19 protein-coding genes are annotated in these 22,937 nt (G+C 43.1%); 4 read left to right on the plus strand and 15 right to left on the minus strand.

The window, feature by feature from the left end; genetic code table 11:
- Nucleotides 1-5: 5 nt before the first annotated feature.
- The 3 genes from QR721_RS12260 to QR721_RS12270 all read right to left on the minus strand — a co-directional run bounded on the left by QR721_RS12260 (nucleotide 6) and on the right by QR721_RS12270 (nucleotide 3,628).
- Complete coding sequence (locus QR721_RS12260; protein ID WP_348027376.1) at nucleotides 6-1,259, minus strand: glycosyltransferase family 4 protein; 1,254 nt, start codon at nucleotides 1,257-1,259, stop codon at nucleotides 6-8.
- A gap of 13 nt (nucleotides 1,260-1,272) precedes the next feature.
- Nucleotides 1,273-2,364, minus strand: a complete 1,092-nt coding sequence (locus tag QR721_RS12265) for a glycosyltransferase (RefSeq protein WP_348027378.1) — start codon at nucleotides 2,362-2,364, stop codon at nucleotides 1,273-1,275.
- Nucleotides 2,365-2,479: 115 nt separating this feature from the next.
- Complete coding sequence (locus tag QR721_RS12270) at nucleotides 2,480-3,628, minus strand: polysaccharide pyruvyl transferase family protein (protein ID WP_348027380.1); 1,149 nt, start codon at nucleotides 3,626-3,628, stop codon at nucleotides 2,480-2,482.
- Nucleotides 3,629-3,914: 286 nt separating this feature from the next.
- Between QR721_RS12270 and QR721_RS12275 the strand changes: the two genes are divergently transcribed.
- Nucleotides 3,915-5,618 (plus strand): methyl-accepting chemotaxis protein, encoded by a 1,704-nt coding sequence (locus tag QR721_RS12275; RefSeq protein ID WP_348027382.1) that lies wholly within the window; start codon nucleotides 3,915-3,917, stop codon nucleotides 5,616-5,618.
- Between the two features lie 77 nt (nucleotides 5,619-5,695).
- Here QR721_RS12275 and QR721_RS12280 read toward each other — a convergent pair whose 3' ends face one another.
- The 3 genes from QR721_RS12280 to QR721_RS12290 form a co-directional block, all read right to left on the minus strand.
- Nucleotides 5,696-6,940 carry a right-handed parallel beta-helix repeat-containing protein gene (locus QR721_RS12280; protein ID WP_348027384.1) on the minus strand — a complete coding sequence of 415 codons (1,245 nt, stop codon included), beginning with the start codon at nucleotides 6,938-6,940 and terminating at the stop codon, nucleotides 5,696-5,698.
- Nucleotides 6,941-7,090: 150 nt separating this feature from the next.
- Complete coding sequence (locus QR721_RS12285; RefSeq protein ID WP_348027386.1) at nucleotides 7,091-7,861, minus strand: DUF7225 domain-containing protein; 771 nt, start codon at nucleotides 7,859-7,861, stop codon at nucleotides 7,091-7,093.
- 101 nt (nucleotides 7,862-7,962) lie between these two features.
- Entirely contained in the window at nucleotides 7,963-8,316 is a 354-nt protein-coding gene (locus tag QR721_RS12290; RefSeq protein WP_348027387.1) for a SpoIIAA family protein, read from the minus strand.
- A 138-nt stretch (nucleotides 8,317-8,454) separates the two neighbouring features.
- Between QR721_RS12290 and QR721_RS12295 the strand changes: the two genes are divergently transcribed.
- Nucleotides 8,455-8,901, plus strand: a complete 447-nt coding sequence (locus QR721_RS12295) for a DUF4385 domain-containing protein (protein WP_348027389.1) — start codon at nucleotides 8,455-8,457, stop codon at nucleotides 8,899-8,901.
- Between the two features lie 276 nt (nucleotides 8,902-9,177).
- Here QR721_RS12295 and speB read toward each other — a convergent pair whose 3' ends face one another.
- The 9 genes from speB to QR721_RS12340 all read right to left on the minus strand — a co-directional run bounded on the left by speB (nucleotide 9,178) and on the right by QR721_RS12340 (nucleotide 20,508).
- Complete coding sequence (gene speB / locus QR721_RS12300) at nucleotides 9,178-10,035, minus strand: agmatinase (protein WP_348027391.1); 858 nt, start codon at nucleotides 10,033-10,035, stop codon at nucleotides 9,178-9,180.
- Nucleotides 10,028-10,882 carry a polyamine aminopropyltransferase gene (speE, locus tag QR721_RS12305; RefSeq protein WP_348027393.1) on the minus strand — a complete coding sequence of 285 codons (855 nt, stop codon included), beginning with the start codon at nucleotides 10,880-10,882 and terminating at the stop codon, nucleotides 10,028-10,030. Before speE ends, speB begins: the two co-directional genes overlap by 8 nt.
- Nucleotides 10,882-11,313 (minus strand): adenosylmethionine decarboxylase, encoded by a 432-nt coding sequence (speD, locus tag QR721_RS12310; RefSeq protein ID WP_348027395.1) that lies wholly within the window; start codon nucleotides 11,311-11,313, stop codon nucleotides 10,882-10,884. The genes speE and speD overlap by 1 nt, the downstream gene beginning before the upstream one ends.
- Entirely contained in the window at nucleotides 11,313-12,812 is a 1,500-nt protein-coding gene (locus QR721_RS12315) for an aminotransferase class I/II-fold pyridoxal phosphate-dependent enzyme (protein ID WP_348027397.1), read from the minus strand. Before QR721_RS12315 ends, speD begins: the two co-directional genes overlap by 1 nt.
- A complete protein-coding gene (metK, locus tag QR721_RS12320; protein WP_348027399.1) occupies nucleotides 12,812-13,993 on the minus strand; it encodes a methionine adenosyltransferase in 1,182 nt (393 codons plus the stop codon). The genes QR721_RS12315 and metK overlap by 1 nt, the downstream gene beginning before the upstream one ends.
- A 554-nt stretch (nucleotides 13,994-14,547) precedes the next feature.
- Entirely contained in the window at nucleotides 14,548-14,679 is a 132-nt protein-coding gene (locus QR721_RS12325) for a hypothetical protein (RefSeq protein WP_348027401.1), read from the minus strand.
- Nucleotides 14,680-14,693: 14 nt separating this feature from the next.
- Nucleotides 14,694-15,206 carry a helical membrane plugin domain-containing protein gene (locus QR721_RS12330; RefSeq protein ID WP_348027403.1) on the minus strand — a complete coding sequence of 171 codons (513 nt, stop codon included), beginning with the start codon at nucleotides 15,204-15,206 and terminating at the stop codon, nucleotides 14,694-14,696.
- Nucleotides 15,187-18,171 carry a formate dehydrogenase subunit alpha gene (fdhF, locus tag QR721_RS12335; protein WP_348027405.1) on the minus strand — a complete coding sequence of 995 codons (2,985 nt, stop codon included), beginning with the start codon at nucleotides 18,169-18,171 and terminating at the stop codon, nucleotides 15,187-15,189. The genes QR721_RS12330 and fdhF overlap by 20 nt, the downstream gene beginning before the upstream one ends.
- Nucleotides 18,172-18,393: 222 nt before the next feature.
- Nucleotides 18,394-20,508, minus strand: coding sequence for a S8 family serine peptidase (locus tag QR721_RS12340; protein WP_348027407.1), 2,115 nt, complete (start codon nucleotides 20,506-20,508; stop codon nucleotides 18,394-18,396).
- Between the two features lie 181 nt (nucleotides 20,509-20,689).
- Between QR721_RS12340 and QR721_RS12345 the strand changes: the two genes are divergently transcribed.
- Complete coding sequence (locus QR721_RS12345) at nucleotides 20,690-21,559, plus strand: decaprenyl-phosphate phosphoribosyltransferase (protein ID WP_348027409.1); 870 nt, start codon at nucleotides 20,690-20,692, stop codon at nucleotides 21,557-21,559.
- A 21-nt stretch (nucleotides 21,560-21,580) separates the two neighbouring features.
- Nucleotides 21,581-22,936 carry an FAD-binding oxidoreductase gene (locus QR721_RS12350; protein ID WP_348027414.1) on the plus strand — a complete coding sequence of 452 codons (1,356 nt, stop codon included), beginning with the start codon at nucleotides 21,581-21,583 and terminating at the stop codon, nucleotides 22,934-22,936.
- The last annotated feature ends 1 nt before the right edge of the window (nucleotide 22,937 follow it).

Consider the following 22,937-nt stretch of genomic DNA (forward strand, 5'->3'; position numbering starts at 1 on the left):
CAATATCAGAGACCTTCAGCAATATCAATCAGTTTATCGGTCAGCTTGGCAAAATCAAAATCATCAGCACCATTGCGTGCGTTTTCTCCCATTTCAATCTTGCGTTCTTCATTGCTGCATGCTTCTATTACCGCCTTCGCAATTTCTTCTGCAGTCTGAACAGGAGCGCTGATGCCACAATCATATTTTTCGCAAATGCTGTAACCAGTCGTATATGTCTGAACGATCGGCTTTCCCGCAGCCATATATTCAAAAAGCTTATTCTGGCTCTGTCCATATTTGTCCAATGATGTACTGGAATTATGCAGTATATTGATATCGGCACGCTTAACAATGCCAGGAATGTATTTTTTATCGACACGGCCCTTGAAAATGACATTATCAATATGTTCATCACAACAGCGTTGTTGCAGCATGTCCAATTCATCACCCGCTCCGTAAATAAGGAAACGGATATCTGAACCGGCTTCATCTTTCTGGACGACCTTCGCTGCATCCAGCAGCAAACCAAGATTATTCACTTTACGAATCGAGCCGGCATAGACAACATTTTGGTAATCAGGGTTATCAAGATCAGCATCCGGTTCACAGAACTCTTCACTGTTCTTGTCAAAAGAATCGATGATGACACCATTGTTAATATGATGAACCTTTTCAATATCGATATCTTCAGCCCAGCCTTGCTCGATAATATAGTCCTTGCCGCCTTCCCATGTCATGACGATGGCGTCGGCTTTTTTGTACATCCACTTTTCACCTTTATAGAGAATCTTCGCAAGCGGATGATTGCGCTCAAGCATGCCATAGGCGACAATGCTCTCAGGCCACAAATCACGCACCTCACAAATACACGGAACTCCGAATTTCTTCGCAAGTTTAATTCCAGCAATTACTGTAAAAGGATGCGCACTTGAGGCAAGAATTACATCCGGCTTGCCATGATATTTAGCATAATCTTTGGCAGCCGGAAGCACATTTTTATAAAAAGCGAGCATGTTTTTAATGCGGCTTGCTCCATTCCCTTCATACTGTGGTGCTTTAACGAAAACAAACGGAATCTCCTCAGTTCGCTCCACTGTATATTTTTTACCGACCGGTATGTCAATCTCATCTGTAGCGTTATGTCGCGTACTCGCACAGAAAACACTCGTCTTATAGCCTTTTTTCAATAATTGCTCAGCGAACCAATACGGTCGACCGCCTTTATTGTAGAAGCAATCTGTTGCATAATGATGCATTATCCAAAAATTTTTCTTCATTTTTTGCTCCCTCTCAATTAGTCATTTGTTCATATATATCAGCCATTACAGCAACATTTCTATCCCATTCATAACAGCTTTGGACAAATTCACGCCCATTTCGTCCAAATTCTTTTCTCTTTCCTTCATCCAGAACAAGTTCCTTAATTCGCTCTGCCATTTCTTCAAGATCGCCTAATTGTGTTATATATCCCGATTCTCCATCACGTACTACTTCAGGCAACCCACCAACATTGCTTACAACAACAGGTACCTCACAGGCAGAAGCCTCTAGAATCGCAACGCCGAAACTCTCACTTCTGCTGAAAGCACAATAAATATCGAGCTGATTTATATACTCAGGAACCTTAACGTTAGGTACTGCACCAACAAACTCAGTCTGCTTCTCAAGCCTCAACTGGACTGCTATTTCTTTTAATTCGCTAATTTGTGGACCCTCTCCGACAATAAGTAACTTAATCTGGCCAGCGATATCATCAAGTCCTTCTTTATGCAATTGATCTATCATTCGTGCTACCGACTTAAGAAGCAAATCAATACCATAGACTTCTTTTAGCCTTTTTACGGTGCCGATAACAATATCTCCAGATTCCTTTTTAATAGGAATTTTTCTAAAAAGCTCTGTGTCAATTCCAAATGGCACGACGTCAATTTGAATATCAGGAGGGGTAAAGAGCGCGGTTTGTCGCTTTAGCGCCAGCCCCGTAGCCGAAACCCGTGTAGCGGCCATGAAATTTTTACGCAATGTTTTCTCATTACGCTTGCTCTCATAGGGAAAAAGATAAACATCACTGCCCCAGGTTGATAACAGGGTTGGAGAAAATTTTGCTAGTCTCGCCAATGTTCCATATCCGCTAGCATAATGTACATGTAGCAACTCGGGGTTAATCTCACGCAGCAGCCGTTTCAGCTGAAATACATTCGCATAGTAACCGATTGGTGCCGGGACCTTCAATTTATGTACAGAAACAGCCGAATCAATTTGATCTAATTTGGCTGGATGCATTGTAATAAGATGGACTTCATAGCCTTTTGCTACCATTGCGTTCACCCAGCGTACTGTGTGGATCGTCGAGGCTCCGGCCAAATAACAGATTCTTTTCATATACTCGCTCCTGTGTAATCTATACTGCCTTCTATTATAACACCAAAATATGTCGAAAAAAGTGCCGTAAAAAACGGGTCTTCTCCTGAAAGTTGGAGAAGACCCGTTTCTATTATTATTTAATAAAATGCTTTTTAAGCAATTCCATTCCGTTTGGCTCTTTGGTTCGCATCTTGCTAGCAACTTTCTCAAAACGATGGCAGGAAGCCGTCCAGTCCGCAGCAAGGGATTGATACTTTTCGAAAAGAAGATCTCCCTGCTCACCAAAAGCATCAATTGGCACGACTGAGTCGCCGCACTCTGCCATTTCCATGAAGTCTTTCACCTTTTCATGATAGGAAACCCCGATGACAGGTGTTTGTGCAACAAGTGATAAAATCAATGAATGAAGCCTTGTACCAACTACAAGGTCCTGTCCACTTGCCAGCTCAAGGATTTCTCTATGGTTCAGACCTTTATCATAGACTTCGGCTCGCTCTTTATATTTCATGAGAGCATGAATATCCTTCGCTGACTCCGTATCATATGGATGTTTCATAGAGAAAAACTGCAATGTTGCGTTTGGAATCTCTTCAAGTAGACAATCGAGATTAGCCGCCATGCCAGTGATATAACGATCGTATCTTTCACTGTCTGCAGAAGGCCAGTACGGTTTTTTGTAATATGGTACTGCTGTCACACCTATCCGAAAACCATCACCCTGACGTTCAGATTTCTTAGGCGCCTCATTAAAAAGGGCCGGGTCACTGATAACGTGGACTTCCCCTCTTACACCAATATCCTCAAGAAGCTGTTTTGATTCCGCATCTCGTACCGCCACCGCTGCTGCATTGTTTGCAATTGAGCTGATGACCGCTCGTCCAAACTTTGTACGAAGGGGTCCGACACCTGGACCATAGAGCATGAGCGGCGTTTTTGCACGGCGAGCCATCAGGCTATACATTCCGTATACAATCGGATTGTTACGATATAAATCCTGTAAAATTCCGCCCCCGCCCATTAGCAGCAGATCAAGCTTACGGATGACCGGAGTATTGTGCAGAAGTGTTGCCAGGAACTTCATTGGATCCGTACGCCGATTTTGAAAAAGCGGTACCGTCTGAACGCCAAATTTCATGTTTGTCTGGAGAGGGTTATTTGTAAAAACGAGAATCTCCTGTCGCTTCAGTTGAAAAGCCTCTTCAACCTGAATCAGAATGCCCTCCAGAATTGCCTCATCCCCTTGATTATCATTTCCATAATTACCAACTATACCGATCTTCATCTATCTATTAAGCCTCCCGAAAACTTCACAATTCATTATGTTGATTGTAGCAAGGCTAGGTGCAGAGGTCTAGATTTAGAAATACCACTTAGCATGCATTTATATATTGATTATTGAAAAAATACATTCCATGAAAAAAATCATTTTTTTACCATAATTTAGTTGCACAAGTTACACCTAGTGCTTTATACTTATTCATTGTCTTATTCAGTAATTTTTCTTATTATTACCCGGGCAATCATTATAGTTACAGGCAGCAAAAATAAACATATAAGGAGAATACATCATGACAGTCGGAAAGAAATTATATACAGGTTTTTTTACAGTTATTATTTTAATTGCCTTATTAGGCTGGTCAGGAATCAGCAAACTTGGACAGCTGAATGACTCAACAGAATTTGTGGCTAATGATAAAATGCCTGCGCTATATACCGTGCAAGAGATAAAATATATTCTATCAGAAAACTTCAGTGTAATCAGTGAGCATATCATTTCACCAAATGATGTAATTATGAAACAAAAGGAAGAGAAGTATCAAAAGAATAAGCAAGAGCTTGACAAGCTCTTACGAGAATATGGGGATTTTATTACTAGCGATAAGGAAAGGAAGATTATCAGCAAACTAAACAATGACATTCAGTCCTATGATAACTTTGTTCATGCTGTATTCAATTTAAGCAGTGCTAACCAGGATGACAAGGCAGTAAAAGTCGTAACAGAATATCAGGATAAAATTACGGCAATGACAGAAGAAATGAACAACCTTGTCAAACTTAACTTGCAGTATGCTGATCAAGCAGAGGAATTGACAGATACCCATTACAAAAGAGGTATTATCCAGTCCATCATTTTCATTATTATCGCTGCGGTAGCCGGAATAGTGATTGCCTTCTTCATCACCCGTTCGATTACCAAACCGCTCACCTCTGCAACAAATGCCTTGGGTCGTGTTTCGGAAGGTGATTTAACAATAGAACCGCTTGAAACTCGCAATAATGATGAAACCGGACTTTTGATCAATTCCCTCAACACCATGGTGCGGGATTTGAATGGTATTATCTCTTCAACAAGCGCTTCGGCCTCACAAGTAGCTGCCTCCGCTGAACAGCTCAACGCAAGTTCCGAACAAAGTACTGAAGCAAATGATAAACTACTGAACCTTGTTAACCAGAATACAAATGGGGCAGAATCACAACTTAATAAAATACAAAATGTGTCTGCTGGTCTAGAAAATATGGTAGGACAAATCCAAAACATTAACTCAAGCAGCAATGAAATGAATCAATCCGTTAAAGTAACGACAGAATATATCCAGAGCGGTATCAGTTCGATTGATAACGTTGTCGACCGGATTGACGAAATTAAAGATTCATTTGAGCATATGAATATGATTATTCAGTCATTGAATCAGCACTCCAAGGAAATCGGGAATATACTTGGTCTGATTACAGATATATCAGATCAGACTAACTTGCTCGCCCTGAACGCAGCAATTGAAGCTTCCAGAGCTGGTGAACATGGTAAAGGTTTCGCCGTCGTTGCCAATGAGGTAAGAAAACTAGCAGAAGAATCCAAGAAGTCAGCCGACCAAATTGCTTTCATGATAGGAGACATTCAATCTGAGACGAAGAAAGCTGTCATCTCCATTGACGAAGGAAATGTTAGAGTGCAGGAAGGCATTTCATCAACAGTCGAAGCAAAGCAATCATTCGGACTTATCGAAACATCCATTTCGGATGTATCTGATAAGGTAAATGATGTGACTGTCTCTATAAAAGACATTGACAATATTGGTAACCAAATTGCAGAAGCAATAGAAAACGTACGAGAAATTGCCGAGAGCAGTGTAACATCAAATAGAGAGAGTTCAGAAGCTGCAGAAGAACAGCTCGCCACAACGGAAGAAATTTCATCATCCGCTCAGTCACTTTCTCGACTTTCAGAAGAGATGCAACATGTCATCGCCCAGTTTAAAGTAAAAAGCGAATAATTGCGAAGAGCTTCACATGGAATTGGACAGCCCTTGTGAAGCTCTTCTATCATTTATATGGAGGTTATTTCGAATGCCTATCCATTATTAAGAAGCAGCACTTCCTCTGTCAGAACTGGAATGATTTGAGTTGTGCTTTTATCAAATTTATCATATTCCGTATTGATTCGAATGAAGTTTTCCTTGAAATCCACAATCCGGTTTGTCTTCAAATCTTCTATATTTTGTTCAGTCAATGAGTTATATATAATGCCATACTGTGAGCCTGGACCGGAATTTTTCCAAACCATGAACTGCATCGCACGGGGGACACTTATAAAAAGATTGTTGCGGAAAGTCGGATTGGAGGCGCCACTGGCTAGTATACCTCGATTATTCGCTTTTCCAGTATTCACATTCTTAATAGTATTATCTTCAATGACCGCATTACTCCAGTTCATCACACGGATTGCATCACTTCGCATCCTGTCAATTGTATTGCCGCGGATTACCACGTTGTCATGCAGCTTGCCTTCAGAATATTTATGGGTTCCAACCGCCCGATCCAGATCTTCGAAGCGATTGCCTTCAATAAGAATATCTCGATTCGGCATCTTGTCTTGCTTGCTCCATACTACATTGAAACCTTGTGTCGACTTGTCCGGTGTATCAATATTGATCGCCTCTTTATTTAAACCGGTTGTAGGTTTGGAACCTATGAAAATATTATTCCGGATGACACTGTTCTTCGTCGCATCAATCTCAATGAAATGCCCACCATTAATATTTTCAAAACGAATTCCTTCAATCTTCAAATTCTGGTTGTGGCCCGCAAGCAACACATTGCCATTCTTCGCGAAATTCATATTAATCGTGGCATTCCCCTTACCGATAAAGGCAATATTTTTCTCACCTGAATAACCACCATAAGCTGACCTTTTATGGCTTCGGGACGGACGGACGAAATGAAACAAAGAAGCGGCGGGACCAAACACTCTAGTTCCCGTTTTCATTGTTTTTAAGATTTTCGCTCCATTCTCCAACTGAATGGTCACATTCGAAGGCACATAGAGTGCATTTGATATCGAGTAAGTTCCTCTCTTTAAAACGAGCGTACCCCCACCCGTCTGTTCAAGTCGCTCCAAATAAGTGCGGAGCAAATAGTAGTGCTTTGTATGTTTGTTGTATGTCGATACGTTCATCAATCTCTTTTTGTATGTAATACTGGCCGGACTGATTTTATACGTCGGCTTCCCCTTTGCCGAAACTGTGCCTCCATTAAGCTCTGGAATGAAACTGATCAGCATACATCCGAGCATAACGAGCACGAACAACTTTCTCATTTTACACTCCCCTTTTCTTAAACAAAAAAAGGACTGACAAACGCAGCCCTTTTATTATTATATACAGAATTGGTTTATATTGGAATATAGATTAATATTATTGCTTAGTATGATTGGTTTGTACAGAGGAAAAACTTTCTTTGCAAGACCCTACCTAACTAGTTTCTTGAGCTTACTTATGTCAACTTCGAATGTCTTCTCATACAAGCGTGCAATCTCTCGCACTCGTTCCTTCTCTCCATAGTAGATAATTTTGAAGTCATCATTTATGTACTGCAGAACATAGACATCATCAAAACGATTAAAAGTATTGCTATTAAATGGTATGAAGCCGTTCTTTTGAGTTGTCGTCTTCACACTAATACACCGACCATTTTCAGCTATGACATCAAACCCATGCTGGTTCGTTTCCTTTGCCAGGCTGCCCTTCGTATTCATGGCACAGTGAAGCTCCCCAATCCTACCGAGCAAATGTCTCAGTTCAGCAGGTGCACATTTTAATACAGCCAGCTCAAAACGGAAAATCCGGATATATTCTTCATACATGCGCTCGAGCTGTTCCTGGCTGACCGGGGTCTCAGAATGATACATGAACTTCACACCATTTCTCCATTCACCGACAACTTCTTCATCTACAGCACCTTTTTTCTTATGAAATATGAATCCTGAATATGGATAGTTTTCACCAAGATACTTATATGTACTTCTCGTTACGTATTCAAATAGATGGTTCTGGAATGCAATGCCACTGTTGAACCGGTTGTAGCAGAAATCGGACAAAATCAAACTTCCCAGGTTCGTTCCGTGACGTTTTTGAAGTGCTTGCCTAACATCAACTGTATGGACAAGCTTTCCCTCTTTTCCTTTAAGCAGCTCCAGTAGCTGATTGTAAATTGTTGGCTTTTCCAAATTACTGTTCATAATTTCATCCCCCCTGCTCCAGAATTAGTATTATTTTACCATTACTGCAACTTCTCTTAAAAAAGACTTCAGATGCAATACTGCAACCGAAGCCTGTTCTTCTATCTTTTAAGCCAATCTCTTGCTTCTTCCATCTCATCCATAGAGAAGTGAGCAACATCCACACCTGGGAATAGCTTGCCTATCATTAAGTCCCCATGTGTAAGCGTTCCGTCTTCAACAACGGCACCTTTTCCGACACTCTTCATTAAAGGCAGCGTCTTCATATCTTCCAGGAATCCTTGGAAAGTAACCCCCTCAATGTTTTTGAAAATAAACAGAATATGAATTGGTTCTTCTTGAAGAATCTTCGCTTTTAGGGCCTCCTTGTACTTCTCTAGATCTTCTTTTGTCGCTGTACCTTCTGTTACGATTTCCAACAACTCTCCCTGATTTTGTCCCTTAACTGTTAGCATTTCTCCAGTCCTCTCTGTGTTGATTTATAATTGCATTCCTCTCAGAAGGAACCTTGAAACAACAACGCCTATTCTATTAGCAATCTGTTTTCCACTGATTCATACAGGGAATTCGAAAGAAAAAGGACGTGAGCAGAAGTGACCTTCGACTACAACCTTGATTACAACAATATCAATATCCGGGAACACCCTGAGATGTACAGAGTCGGCAAAGGTGAGCAGGGTGTGCTGCTTGTGGAGCCGTACAAAAGCGAGATTCTCCCCCACTGGCGATTCAAGACTCCTCCCATTGCTGAGGAATCTGCCAAGAGAATCCATGAAATGTTTGAAGAGTACCGGAGGAATGATGATTTCGTTGGCATGGATATGGCCCGAAAATTCATCCAGATGGGCTATACGCGCGCACGCCGTTACGCCAACCACAAAAGCGGGAGGAAATATGATAAAGATGGCATGGTAAAAGAACAGGAACCAGACTCTGTTAAAGCTGAATCAGCCGCTATATTCAAGAGACATTGGGATGCGATTCGGGCAGATGAGGATTATTTGAAGCGGAAAAAGGCGCACCAGAAGGAGTATGGGTAAGGAATGGATACTCCACATAACTTCTTTATTAGATTTACCTTTTATCCTAACGACCATATAATCATAGTTCCAGGCACTGACGGGGCTAAATATCTCTTTTACGATTATTCGGCTTTTCCTTTGGATGAGATCATTCGCCATCTCTTCTCAGACGAGTAATCTAAATTAAATTGAGGAAAATAAAAGACACCTTTGATTTTTATATCAAAGGCGTCTTTGCTTTATATAAAGTATGAAGGTGACCTGTCTTTTAAATATCTTGGTACCCAATCTCAATCAATCCACAAGCGTCAAAAGCATTTCACGAACAGTTTTACATGCAGCAGCTGTAGATGCGCCTGTTGTATCATATGGCGGTGAAAACTCTACAACATCAGCAGCTACAACTTGATTCAGTTCCTGGAACTGCTGAATCGCTTCAAGCAGCTCTTTATAGGAAATGCCGCCCGGCTCCGGTGTTCCAGTTCCCGGAAATACGGAAGGATCAAGCACATCAAAGTCAATCGTAATGTAAACAGGTACATCCTTCAGTTCAGCAATCTTTTCTTTAAGCGTAGTCAGTGAAAAAGGCTCTAAATACGTATGTTCCTTCGCCCAATCAAACTCATGCTTCGTTCCGGAGCGAATACCGAACTGGAAGATTCTCCCGTCACCGAGGAAGTCATGGCAGCGACGGATTACAGTCGCATGTGACAGCTTCTCACCAATGTACTCATCGCGAAGATCTGTATGCGCATCAAGATGGATTACATGAAGGTTCGGATATTTTTCATATGCAGCCTCAATTGTTGGCAGGCTGACAAGATGCTCCCCGCCAATCATCAAGAATTTCTTGCCGTCTTGGAGAACTTCTTTGCTGTAATGGGACACTACTTCAAGCGCCTTCTCCGGATTGCCGAATGGCATGTCCAAGTCACCGCCATCATAAATGGCTGTGTCCTCAAGATCTTTCTGCAAATATGGTGAGTAAGTTTCCAAGCCATATGAATCTGGACGGATTGCCTGACCGGCAAATCTTGTACCCGGACGGAAACTCGTCGTGCCGTCGAAAGGAACACTGAACAGGACAATGTCCGCCTCGTCATATTCAGCCTCGCAGCCAATAAATGTGCTAACGTTCAATCGTTTATTCATCTGAGAGAAGCGCCTCCTTCACATAAGATGGCAGCGCAAAAGCTCCTTTATGAAGGTCTGTATTGTAATACTTTGTTTCCAGCCCAAACTTCTCCCATTCTGCTGCCTTCAGATCTTTCAGCGGGTCAAAAGCTTTTGAGGCAAATCCGAATAGCCAATGACCTGACGGATATGTCGGCATGTGATACTGGTATACATTTGTAATCGGGAAAATATCACGGATTTTCCGATGGGCTTTTTTCATATTCTCAGCATACTCAGCAAAGTATGGAGACTCGTGCTGGTTAATCAAGATTCCCTTATCGTTCAACACGCGGAAGCATTCTTTATAGAAGGCTGTTGTGAACAAGCCTTCACCAACAGAAATTGGGTCAGTTGAATCTACTAGAATCAAATCAAATGACGCATCTGGTGCATTCTTTACATAGGCAAGGCCGTCCTCGAATCGGAGTTCCATGCGCGGATCCTCTTCCACACCTTTTGCTGTAACAGGCAAATATTCCTGGCAAAGTCGGAATACACGTTCATCAATTTCTGCCATGACGACTTTTTCCACATTCGGGTAGCGGAGCACTTCACGAGCTGTTCCGCCGTCCCCGCCGCCAATGACAAGTACTTTCTTAATATCCGGATTTGTCGCAAATGCTGGGTGCGTGATCATGTCATGGTAAATGAATTCGTCTTTTTCATTAACCATCATCAATCCGTCCAGAGTAAAGAATGTACCGAATTCTTCTCCTTCATAGAAGTCAATCTTTTGGAACGGCGTTTGTTCGCTATGGAGTTCTTTGTTGTAACGGAGCGAGAACTTGCAGTCATCGCTCCACTGTTCTGTATACCAGTTCATCAGTTTACACCTTCCAGTTCCGGTTTGACTTTCACTTCCTGAATCTCGTTTTCTGCGAACTGACGAATCTTCTCAACCATTCCGCGAGGTGCTTCGAATGATTCTGTCTTCTTCGCCTGAAGTTTCTCAGACAAATAATCAGCCGCTTTCCATGGGCTGACCGAATCGCCGCAAGTATATACGTCAACAGAAGCGAAACCATATTCTGGCCATGTATGAATCGTCAAATGCGACTCGGCAATAATGACTGCGCCGGATACGCCATACGGGTTAAAGTGGTGGAAAACAGACTCAACAATCGTTGCTCCTGAGTACTCTGCTGCTTCTTTCATAAACTGTTCGATCAGGGCATTCTGCTCAATGATTTCGCTTGGGCAACCATAATATTCAATCAATACGTGTCTGCCAAGTGTCTTCAGTTCCAATCCCATTATTTACATTCTCCTTTAACGATCGTAATATGGTCCGCTTTCTTCGATTCTGTCAACACCTGGCCGAATGCCTGGCGATAATAATGGTATTGTTTCACCATATCGTCTGTAATCCGTTCACCCGGAATAACAAGCGGAATGCCGGGCGGGTAGATCATCAATGTATCTGCGCTGACTTCGCCAATGGCATCATCAATGAATGTCGTATCGTGTTCTGCATAAAAAGCGTCTCTTGGCGTCATTGCGAGTTCACTTTCCTGGTCTGCCGTCACATATGTGGAGAGGATTGTTGCCTGATCTCCTGCATGGCGCTCAATATCTTGCAGTGCCGCCACCAGTTTCTCAATCGACTGTTCTGTATCAGCTCCTGAAATGACTGCCATGACAACATAGCCTTCTGCAAGCTCCATTTGGATGCCATATTGTTCTTTTAATGCCGTATATACTTCAAAGCCGGTCATGCCAAGGCCGTTAACTCGGATAACGAGCTTCGTCCAGTCATGTTTTTGGCCATATTGTTCTTCCAAATAAGATGATTTCAACACTTCATAGCGGGAACTCGATTCAATAGAAGCAATAGCATCCGCTAAAATCGGCTGCAAAGTTTCATAACGTTCTGTTCCATGAAGTGCCAACTCCCTGCGCGCCACATCCAGCGAGCTCATAAGCAAATAATTGGCGCTCGTCGTCTGAAGCATGCTGAGCATCTTCTGAATCTGTTCAGCCTTTACCCGATCTCCTTGAACGAGGAGAAGCGAGCTCTGTGTTAATGAACCACCCGTTTTATGCATACTTAACGTAACAGCATCCGCCCCTGCGGCGATTGGATCTATGAAGTCTCCTGGCAAATAGCGAAGGTGTGCACCATGAGCGCTATCAACTAGGACAATGACACTTTTTTCATGCGCGATTGCGCATATTTGGTCCAGCTCGCTCATCGAACCGAAGTATGTCGGATACGTAATGAGCAAAGCCTTCGCTTCCGGATGGGCATCAAGTGCCGCTGCCACATTTTCTGCTGTAATGCCGTGAGCAATACCAAAGCGGTAGTCAACTTCCGGCTGAATAAACAATGGGATTGTGCCGCTCATAATAATTCCGTCCATAACGGATTTGTGTGCGTTACGCGGAACGAGCAATGTATCTCCCGGTTTGCAAGCAGCCATAATCATCGCTTGAATACCGACTGTTGTCCCGTTCACAAGAAAATAGGCATGCTCAGCACCGAATGCTTCGGCAGCAAGTTCCTGTGCCTCTTTAATTACGGACTGTGGATGACTTAGCAAATCAAGTTCTTTCATGGAGTTGACATCCATGCGAAGGGCCATCTCGCCCATTGTTTCTTTCAAAGGATTCATCTGTGCACCCATTTTGTGGCCGGGAACGTCAAACGGTGTGACATCTTGCTGTGCATATCTGACGAGTGCATTGAATAATGGCATGCGCTCCTGACGTGTGTTCGGTCTCGCTTGTGCAGCAAATACCTTTGTTGCTTTCATTAGCGGACGGCTCCTGCCAATTCAGAAACAGCCGCTTTCAAATCTTCAGCTTTGTCCGTTCTTTCCCATGGAACATCGAGATCCGTTCTGCCGAAATGCCCGTAAGCCGCTACATTGCGGTAACGCGGCGTGCGCAAATCAAGCATGTTGATGATTCCTGCAGGTGTAAGATCAAAAACTTTGCGAATTGCTTGAAGCAACTCCTCTACCCGTACATTACCAGTTCCGAATGTGTCGACAGAAATACTGATCGGCTCACTGACACCGATTGCGTACGAAAGCTGGATTTCACATTTCTTCGCCAGACCTGCTGCGACGATATTCTTCGCAACATAGCGAGCAGCGTAAGCAGCAGAGCGGTCTACTTTCGTACAGTCTTTTCCTGAGAAAGCACCACCGCCATGACGTGCCGCTCCACCATATGTGTCAACGATGATTTTGCGTCCAGTCAAGCCAGCATCACCATGCGGTCCACCGATAACGAAACGTCCTGTCGGGTTGATAAGAATCCGCTTTGGTGCTGCAATGTTAAAACTTTTAGCTGTTTCATTAATAATTGTCTCCGATACATACACCTCAAATGCTGAGCTGTCAAAGTCCTCATCATGCTGGATTGACATAAGAACCGTATCAATCTGCGGCTGTTCTGGATTTGTATAATCAATTGTTACCTGTGACTTCATATCAGGACGTGCCCATTTAAAATCTCCGCTTTTACGAAGCTGAGATGCTTTTTTCACAAGTGCATGAGCCAACTCAATAGCAAGCGGCATCAAGTTTTCTGTTTCATCTGTCGCAAAGCCAAACATGATGCCCTGGTCCCCTGCGCCAGTCTCTTTAGTATCGCTGGATGCATCTACACCCATTGCGATATCCGGTGACTGCGAATGAAGAAGCACCTGTACATCGCATGTTTGGCCATCAATTCCATAACGATCATCTGTATATCCGATCTCAAGAAGCGTCTTTCTCGCAATCGCTTCAATATCCAGATCAGCTGATGTTGCAATTTCACCGCCAACAATAACGGTATTGGTTGTAGTAAAGACCTCACAGGCCACCCGGGCAAAAGGATCTTGGGCAAGTGCTGCATCGAGCACCGCATCAGAAATCTGATCTGCAATTTTATCCGGATGTCCTTCAGACACCGATTCCGAAGTAAATAAAATCTTTTCAGCCAACAATACTCACTCCAAATTGTAAATTTTTGGTAATTAAGAGCACAAAAAAAGCTCCCCCTACAACCTAAGGAAAGCTTCGATTTATCATCAGCTGCTTCTCCTCTTATTGTTCACAAAGCCGTACAGGCTAAGCGCTCAGGTTGGGCCCCATATCCGTCCTGGTTGGACTGGATTGGTTTGCCACCGCATCGTCGACCCCTCGTCTCCGCGGCTATTAATAAGAAAGACTTTATTTTATGCAAGGACAATAGTAGAGCATTTTATTTTCATTGTCAATTGTTTTTTTATAGGTATATAAGTCCAGTTAAATGTGCTAATTTTTATCAATCAACTGTTGGTTCAGACTATAATTAGCATGCATTTTAGAGTCTATTCCACAAAGAAAATGAACAGAACGCAAAGAAATATTTTTTATATTTTCATATATTCATATTACTGGTTGATTTTAAACCATATCTTTAAATGGATCCTTTTATAAAAATACAAATATTTTAGTATGGGGCAAAAAAAGCTGGCATCAATTCATTATTGAACTGATGTCAGCTTGTTAATCTCTACATCCCCAATTCCTCATGCGGATGCAATGCATCTTCTGTACATCCATCACACACGTCAAGAATGTCATAAGGGTGATCGGCATGCTCATAGTTCTCAATGCGGCCGCAAACCTCACATTTTCTTGCCATCTGAACTAGCCTCCTTATTCTCTGCCGTCATGAGGGGCCTCATTTGCTGATTCATTCAAATGCTTGCCCATTCCTTCAAGGAAACGTATTAGCATTTGAATTGAGGCGTTTACGTTCGGATCCTTCATTGCCTTGTAAAATCCCCAAACGCCACCGGATTCTTTTTTACCCTGCTGCTCAGTTGCCCTCTCCAGGCCACCAGCTAACCCACCGAATATTGGCTGCAGCTGATTCGGCTCAATGGATGCAAGCAATGCGAGGATACTAAGTCCATTTTTAATAAAATGGTGTGCACCCGGCTGATTCACTTGCCCCATTGCAATAGAACCGATTTCATTTCTTTTGGATAGAATCGCCTTCAAGGCATCCAGAATACCCACTTCTTGCAACTCTGTTAAAATTGCCAAGCTTTCCTGAATCGCTTTGCGATTTTCTGCAACTTGTTGAATAAGCATTTCCAGGTCCTGAATCACTTCTTCTTGTTGAACATTTGGGTCTGCTTCAATATTAGTGATCGGCTTTGCCACGAATGATCTCCTCCCTCGCAACAGTATCCGGTACTGGCTCGAAGTCCGGTCGGTTCCACTTCTTGATGACTTCTACGCCGATATGCGGCTGTGGGTTGCCGAACCTGAAGTTATGTTTCGGCATCGGTGATTCACCCGTTCGCTCCAACACTTGCATCTTCACTTGAGCTTCCTTGTAGTTCGGTGTATGCGTATCTTTGTCGTAGTAGCTGCTTGTCAGCCTGTTCACAGCCTCTTCGTCGTCTCTAGTATTCATCGGCAAATACAATTCCTTGCCTTTGACCCTGTCGGTAACAAGTACACGGATTTTTACCTTCCCATATGGAGAAACAAGTCGGACGAGTGCTCCGGTCTCGATACCGCGCTCTTCGGCAAGTTCATGGGAAACTTCAAGCCATGGCCCCGGCAGCATATGGTGAATCCCTGCGGAACGGTCTGTCATATTCCCTTCATGGAATTGCTCGAGTGAACGTCCATTATTTAGATGTAAATCATACTCCGCACCAAAATGATGTGGCTCAGTCCAGTCGACAGGAAATAGTCGTGCCTTGCCATCGGGGAACTTGAACCTCTCCTTGTAAAGGATCGGTGTACCTTCACCATTTTCCTGCACGGGCCAAATCTGACTATTCCAGCCTTCCAACCGCTCGTAGCTAACACCAGCAAATGCAGGTGCAAGACTTGCGACTTCATCCATAATTTCAGATGGATGTTCATACTTCCAATCCGCTCCGAGTTCATTCGCCAAGTCCCGAATGATTTCCCAATCCGATTTCGAGTCTCCCAGCGGTTCGAATACCTTATGGAAACGTTGGATGCGCCGTTCTGTATTTGTAAACGTACCATCCTTCTCAAGACTTGGCGCTGCCGGCAGAACAACATCTGCAAACTGGGCTGTTCTTGAGAAGAAAATATCTTGTACAACGAAGAAATCAAGTTTCTCAAAAGACTCTTGAACGAAATTGATATTGGAATCTACGAGTGCCATTTCCTCGCCAAATAAATACATCCCTTTTACATTTCCGTCTTGAATGGCATCGACAATCTGGTGATTGTTTAAGCCAGGTACTTTCGGCAGATCCGTCTGCCAAGCCTTTTCATATCGGGCACGCACCGCATCATCTTCTACAGGTTCATAGCCCGGAAGCCAGTTCGGCATTGTGCCCATGTCACTTGCACCCTGAACATTGTTATGACCACGGAGCGGATAGGCACCTGCTCCCGTCTTACCGTAATTGCCTGTAACAAGCAGCAAATTACTAATAGCTGTACTCGTATCTGTACCGCCCATATGCTGGGTGACACCCATCGCCCAAAGGATGCATGTCCCTTTTGATTCGTGGATCATTTCAGCAATGCGGATGAGCGTTTCTTTGGAAAGTCCCGTTTTCTCTTCAGCGTATTCAAGCGTAAACTTTTCAAGAGAAGCTTTGTATTTCTCAACAAAATTAACTCGATTCTCTAGGAAGTTTTTGTCCTCCCAGCCTTGGTCGAAGATATACTTCGTCACTGCCGAGAGCCAGACAAGGTCAGAGCCCGGCTTCGGATGCAGATGCAAGTCCGCACGATCAGCGAGATCGTTTTTGCGCAAATCAGCAACGATCAATTTCTGGCCATGAAGCTTATGTGCACGTCTTACTCTCGTTGAAAGCACTGGGTGCGATTCTGCAGGATTGGCACCTACCACGATGACGAGATCCGCACTTGCGATATCCTGAATTGTTCCCGAGTCACCACCGATTCCGACTGTCCGCATCAGGCCGGATGAAGCTGGTGTCTGACAGTAGCGCGAGCAGTTGTCGACGTTGTTCGTCTTGAAGATCGAACGGGCGAGCTTCTGGAACAGATAGTTGTCTTCATTAGAACATTTCGATGATGCGATGAAACCGAGCGCATTCGGTCCATGCTCCTCTTGGATACCTTTGAATTTGCTAGCAATGAGTGACAACGCCTCTTCCCATGTGCTTTCTTGGAAGCTATCCCCTTTGCGAATGAGCGGCTTCGTCAGGCGTTCTTCACTGTTCACAAAATCCCAGCCGAACTTCCCCTTCACACAAGTGGAAATACCATTAACCGGTGCATCCGGATCAGGCTGGACCTTGAGGATTTCTCGGTCCCTCGTCCAAACTTCAAAGCTACAGCCGACACCACAGTATGTGCAAACTGTCTTTGTCTTTTCAATCCGGTCTTTACGCATTGTAGACTCAATATTTGAGATGGCAAAAATCTCTTTATAGCCTGGTTCTACAGCTTTTGTCACATCGATCATCGGCAAGAGAATGTTATCCGGAATTCCAGTCAAGTAGCCGGCACGGCCAAGCATTGATTTCTCCATCAGAGCGTTACATGGACAAACAGATACACAGTGACCACAAGAAACACAAGATGATTCACCGATTGGCACATCATTATCCCAAATAACACGTGGAATTTTACGCTCCCAATCAATGGAGAGAACTTCACTTACTTGGAGATCTTGACATGCCTCCACACAAAGCCCACAAAGGATACATTGATCCGGTTCATAGCGGTAAAAAGGATGCGAGTTGTCCTGATCATATGGCTTCGGTCTGAACTCATATTTTTGATGTTCAACTTGCAAATATTCCGCTGTGTTATGCACTTCGCAGTTGCCATTGTTGTTGTCACAAACCGTACAGTAAAGTTCGTGGTTTTCCAGTATACGCGACATGCCTTCGAGCTGAGCCGCCTTTGCGCTGTCAGAAACAGACCGGACGACCATACCTGGTTTCGCTTTCGTCGAGCAGGAACGCTCCAGCTTGCCATTCACCTCAACATAGCAAGTGTCACAAGTCTGGATGACACCAACCCCTAGATTCGGCTGTGACGAGCAGATGCCGGGAATATACATATCATGTTCAAGCGCAGATTCAAGAATTGACTGGCCGGGTCTAGCTTGGATTTCTTTTTCGTTCAAAGTAAAAGTGAAAGGACTATCCGCCATGAGACATGAGGCCTCCTTGTTTATTCATACTAAGGTTCAGTATGGACAAGTTGGCGGGAGATATTACTTTTGAATACTAGCCAAGATTCAATAGAAGGAAAGTACTTAAAATGAATTATTTTTTAAGGCTAGGCTTCCCATCAAAACTCTAAATAAAATAACGAAGCTTCACAAAATCAATCTTTGCGAAGCTTCGTTAAAACATAATAAATATAACCAACGTTAGTTAGCTATTCCCCTAATATTCGTTGCCCCCATTTTGTCCATCTTGCGGAAGAAGATGGAGATGTGGGAGCGATTCAACAAATCATTTCCTCCAAAGTCTTTATATTTGTCATTATATTTTCCTCTGCCGACCGTAAGCCCAGTTCGATACATCCAATCAATGATCTGTTTGTCACTGCCTTCTACACCTTGACTTGCAGCTAGCGCTTTGGCCAAGGTAATTCTTTTTACTGGCTTTTCAATCACTTTTTTGTTTGTATGACCCGGCAACATGACTTGGTTGTTCTTCAGATACGTATAGAATTTGCCGTACCAATCCTTTTCATCTGGAACGCTATCAATATTACGGTTAAAATACTGACTCATTACAGCAGCCAACTGAGCCTCCGTCAGACTCTTCTCAGGTCTAAATGTTTTATCCGGGTACCCTTTTATCAATCCTCTTCCTACAGCCCATTCTATATCTCCATAAGACCAGAATGTGCTTGGTACATCTATGAATGTTTGTTTCGAGGCGTTTATTTCTACAACCTTCTTTTCTTCTGGTAAAGGCTGAACTTGAACAATCTTTATTGACGATTGCTTTTTTTCACCTATCGCCTGGAGATTTAAGGATTTCTCTTTAGAAATATCGCCCAATTGAATCTTGAAATAACCTTTAGCATCTGTTTTTCCCATAACGCTCATTCCATGCTCAGATGTTACTTTAATCGTTGATTCTCTCCACGCTTCGCCCTCAACGTAATCGTCATCAGCGTGTAATTCTTCAACTCTCACAATATCAATAGGAGTATAGGCATCCAGAGCCGCAGCAGCATCAATCATGTTCCCGCTGGCTATCATTTCTTTATTATAAAGAAGAGGTCTTCCGTTCTTCTCAATTGTATCTATTAAATCTCCTAGATTGCCTTCTGGGTAAGCCCCCATCAGAAGTGCTGCCACCCCTGTTACATGCGGTGTAGCCATCGAAGTACCACTCATATATCCATATTCAGAATTGCCAGTATGAGGTATCGTACTAAGTATTGAGTAACCTGGAGCTGCCACATCAACTGTCTTTCCATAATTAGAGAACGTTGCAATTTTTCCCTGATTGTCAATAGCTGCCACAGAAATCATATTTGGAACGTTGTAACTTGCTGGATAAGCCGGCCATGTGTCGTTATTGGAACTTTCATTCCCAGCTGCGGCGATAAAGAGCATCCCCGAATCACGAATTGCCTGTTCCAATGCATCATCTTCAAAACCACCACGACTGACCCAACTATTATTTACAATTTGGACACCCATTTTCTTCGCATACTGAATTGCTTTAATTGCTCCAAATGTTGTCCCTCCATCAGTGCCTATGAATTTCAGAGGAACAATTTTGACGTTAGGGGCGATTCCTGAGACGCCAATTCCATTGCTAATACCAGCTGCGATTGTTCCCGCTACATGAGTTCCATGACCTATCTCATCATCTACGGTGCTTGCGTTATCAAAGAAATCCCAGCCGTGTACATCATCAACGAAACCATTGGCATCATCATCAATCCCAGGCCTTCCATTAGCTTCTTGCATGTTTGTGTAAATGCTGTTCTTCAAATCCGGATGGTCAATGTCTATTCCACTGTCCAAGACTGCAACTTTCACTTCCTTCAATGACATCTTACTTGTCATATCCCATGCTTTGGAAATATTTATATCTACAGAAGCTGTTCCGCTTTTCCCTGTCATATACTGCCCAATATTACGTAATCCCCATAGCTGATTGAAGTATGGATCATTCGGCAGATTGGCTGGCGTATATCTGTAGTTAGGCTGTACGGATACAACAGCTTTGTCTTGATCGAGCTTTTTTATTGCTGTTTCCAGCTTCTCGTCTTTTCTATCAAAAGAAACAAGCGCCACATCATCCTCGGCTTTTTCTGCTTCCATATCGTATCTCTCGACAGTTTTATCTACTTGATTTCCATCTTTAAATTGGACAATCACTTCTCCTTGTACAGCTTCCTGCCCTATGTCTGTTTGATTAACCGGGGGAACTGTAACTGTCTCTGCGCTCACGCCTGTATACATAAATGGCCATGCGACCATAACAATTAATATTGAAGATGCGAGTTTCTTCATAATATGTTTCCCTTCCTTTCAGAGCTATACTTTTTTTATCGGCCAACAAAGGGATTTTTTAAGATTAATAGAGTTATTTCTTAATAGTATATTAGACATCCACTTTTAAGTTCATCCTCCATAAAACGACAAAAATTATGATATAATTGACTCAAATTGTTTCAAAAAGAGGAGATTCATCTTGCGGCGAAATTCTGTCATTATCCAACTGATCCGGCAACTGCGGCCAAAGCAATGGTCAAAGAACTTCCTTGTATTCGCCGCCTTGCTGTTTTCCTTTCAACTTACGAATATTCAGGCTGTTCTCCTGTCTCTGTTCGGCTTTGTTGCCTTCAGTTTAACGGCAAGCAGCATATACATATTAAACGATTTTAAAGATATTGAGGCAGATCGGAATCACCCGAAAAAACGTTTTCGTCCCATGGCCTCGGGTTTACTAAACCCTACCTTGGCACTAGCTAGCGGGGTTGTTTTACTTGTTTTGGCACTGGGTGCATCTTTTATAGTAAATAAGTTGTTTCTATTAGTTCTTCTTATCTATTTTACAACCAATGTTCTTTACAGTCTTTACTTGAAACATGTTGTAATCATTGACATTATGCTTATAGCTTTTGGTTTTGTACTTAGAGCTATCGGCGGGGCAATCATCATCAACGTACCTTTCACACCTTGGTTCCTGCTCTGCGCGCTGCTTCTCTCGCTATTTCTGGCGATTGGAAAACGTCGCCATGAGCTGACGATACAGCTGGAGGGCAAATCACATCGCAAAGTGTTGGATGAGTATTCCTTGCCATTTTTAGATCAGCTGACGGGCATTGTCACGGCTGCTACGATTGTTTGTTATGCAGTTTTCACCTTTACAGCAGGAAGTACGGTTCACTTGATGTGGACAATTCCATTTGTTATCTATGGCATGTTCCGCTACCTTTACTTGATTCATATTCGAAATGAAGGTGGAGCTCCTGAGAAACTACTATTCTCAGACCGTCATATCTTTGTAACGGTCATTCTCTATGTACTTAGTGTAACGCTGATACTCTACTTCTTATAAATTGGATAGGACGTGAGAATTATGGTCAAACCTGTGAAGAAAAAAATGGCCGGCTGGGGGAAGTACCCTATTGAGAGCTGCTTAGTCTATCGTCCTGAATCCACCCAGGATCTGAAGAAGATTCTAAGTAGCCAGAAGGAAAAGCAGATTGCATATGGCTTGGGACGAAGCTATGGAGATACAGCCCTAAATGAAGATGAGGGAATCTCGTTGTTCAATAAGTTTGATCATATGCTATCTTTTGATGAAGAATCTGGCATTCTTACATGTGAGGCAGGCGTATCTCTTGAGGAAATCATCAATATTTTTCTGCCAAGAGGTTATTTCCTTCCAGTAACTCCTGGAACAAAATATGTTACAGTCGGCGGCGCGATCGCCAATGATGTTCATGGTAAGAACCATCATTTAGATGGCTGCTTCTCAGAGTATGTGCTTGAATTCGATCTGCTGCTCGCATCTGGAGAGACAATTAGTTGCAGCCGTGTAGAGAATACGGATGCCTTCTGGGCTACGATCGGCGGGATTGGCCTTACTGGGTTCATTACACGTGCTGCAATCCAGCTCATCCGTGTAGAAACGTCCTATATTAAAGCTACATATGAAAAAGCTGAGAATCTAGATGTCGCCTTTGAGAAGTTCGTTGAGAATGATGCCAACTTCAAATATTCCGTAGCTTGGATCGATTGCTTGAGTACAGGCAACTCACTCGGCCGCTCCGTCCTCATGCGCGGAGAACATGCTCTGAAAGAAGAGCTTCCTGCAAAAGTTAAGGAACCTTTCAAACCGTCAAAAGGTTCCGTGTTGAAAATGCCAATCAATGCACCGTCGTTTGCATTGAATCCATTCAGCATTTCAGCATTCAACGCGCTCTATTACGCTTCATTTAAGAATGAAACGAAAATCGTCGATTCATCATCTTTCTTCCATCCGCTCGATGCGATTGACGATTGGAATAAACTATACGGTAAAAAAGGCTTTATCCAATACCAGGCCGTTTTCCCAAAATCGAATGATCCAAAATCCGGAATTCGCAAGCTTCTTGAGAGACTTACTGAGGAGAAGTGTTCTTCATTCCTTGCGGTACTTAAAAGTTCCGGCCCTGCCAATGAAGGGTTGCTCTCATTCCCAATGGAAGGCTACACCCTTGCTCTTGATATCCCAATTAAGGATGGCAGCCTATTCCCATTCCTGAGAGAGCTTGATGAAATCGTCCTTTCATATGGCGGTCGCGTTTACTTAGCCAAAGATGCAACAATTGATCCTGAAACATTTAAGAAGATGTATCCGAAATGGGAAGAGTTTAAGAAGGTCAAAAAGGAACTGGATCCAGATGGACTGTTCTCTTCATCCATGTCACGAAGAATCGGCTTAACATAAT

The organism is Aciduricibacillus chroicocephali (assembly GCF_030762805.1).
GTDB classification, from domain to species: domain Bacteria; phylum Bacillota; class Bacilli; order Bacillales; family Amphibacillaceae; genus Aciduricibacillus; species Aciduricibacillus chroicocephali.

Bases quoted from the DNA above. Each gene is read 5' to 3' on its own strand.
- QR721_RS12260 (WP_348027376.1), bottom strand. From the start codon at position 1,259: ATGAAGAAAAATTTTTGGATAATGCATCATTATGCAACAGATTGCTTC.
- QR721_RS12265 (WP_348027378.1), bottom strand. From the start codon at position 2,364: ATGAAAAGAATCTGTTATTTGGCCGGAGCCTCGACGATCCACACAGTA.
- QR721_RS12270 (WP_348027380.1), bottom strand. From the start codon at position 3,628: ATGAAGATCGGTATAGTTGGTAATTATGGAAATGATAATCAAGGGGAT.
- QR721_RS12275 (WP_348027382.1), top strand. From the start codon at position 3,915: ATGACAGTCGGAAAGAAATTATATACAGGTTTTTTTACAGTTATTATT.
- QR721_RS12280 (WP_348027384.1), bottom strand. From the start codon at position 6,940: ATGAGAAAGTTGTTCGTGCTCGTTATGCTCGGATGTATGCTGATCAGT.
- QR721_RS12285 (WP_348027386.1), bottom strand. From the start codon at position 7,861: ATGAACAGTAATTTGGAAAAGCCAACAATTTACAATCAGCTACTGGAG.
- QR721_RS12290 (WP_348027387.1), bottom strand. From the start codon at position 8,316: ATGCTAACAGTTAAGGGACAAAATCAGGGAGAGTTGTTGGAAATCGTA.
- speB (WP_348027391.1), bottom strand. From the start codon at position 10,035: ATGAATAAACGATTGAACGTTAGCACATTTATTGGCTGCGAGGCTGAA.
- speE (WP_348027393.1), bottom strand. From the start codon at position 10,882: ATGAACTGGTATACAGAACAGTGGAGCGATGACTGCAAGTTCTCGCTC.
- speD (WP_348027395.1), bottom strand. From the start codon at position 11,313: ATGGGATTGGAACTGAAGACACTTGGCAGACACGTATTGATTGAATAT.
- QR721_RS12315 (WP_348027397.1), bottom strand. From the start codon at position 12,812: ATGAAAGCAACAAAGGTATTTGCTGCACAAGCGAGACCGAACACACGT.
- QR721_RS12325 (WP_348027401.1), bottom strand. From the start codon at position 14,679: ATGGCAAGAAAATGTGAGGTTTGCGGCCGCATTGAGAACTATGAGCAT.
- fdhF (WP_348027405.1), bottom strand. From the start codon at position 18,171: ATGGCGGATAGTCCTTTCACTTTTACTTTGAACGAAAAAGAAATCCAA.
- QR721_RS12340 (WP_348027407.1), bottom strand. From the start codon at position 20,508: ATGAAGAAACTCGCATCTTCAATATTAATTGTTATGGTCGCATGGCCA.
- QR721_RS12350 (WP_348027414.1), top strand. From the start codon at position 21,581: ATGGTCAAACCTGTGAAGAAAAAAATGGCCGGCTGGGGGAAGTACCCT.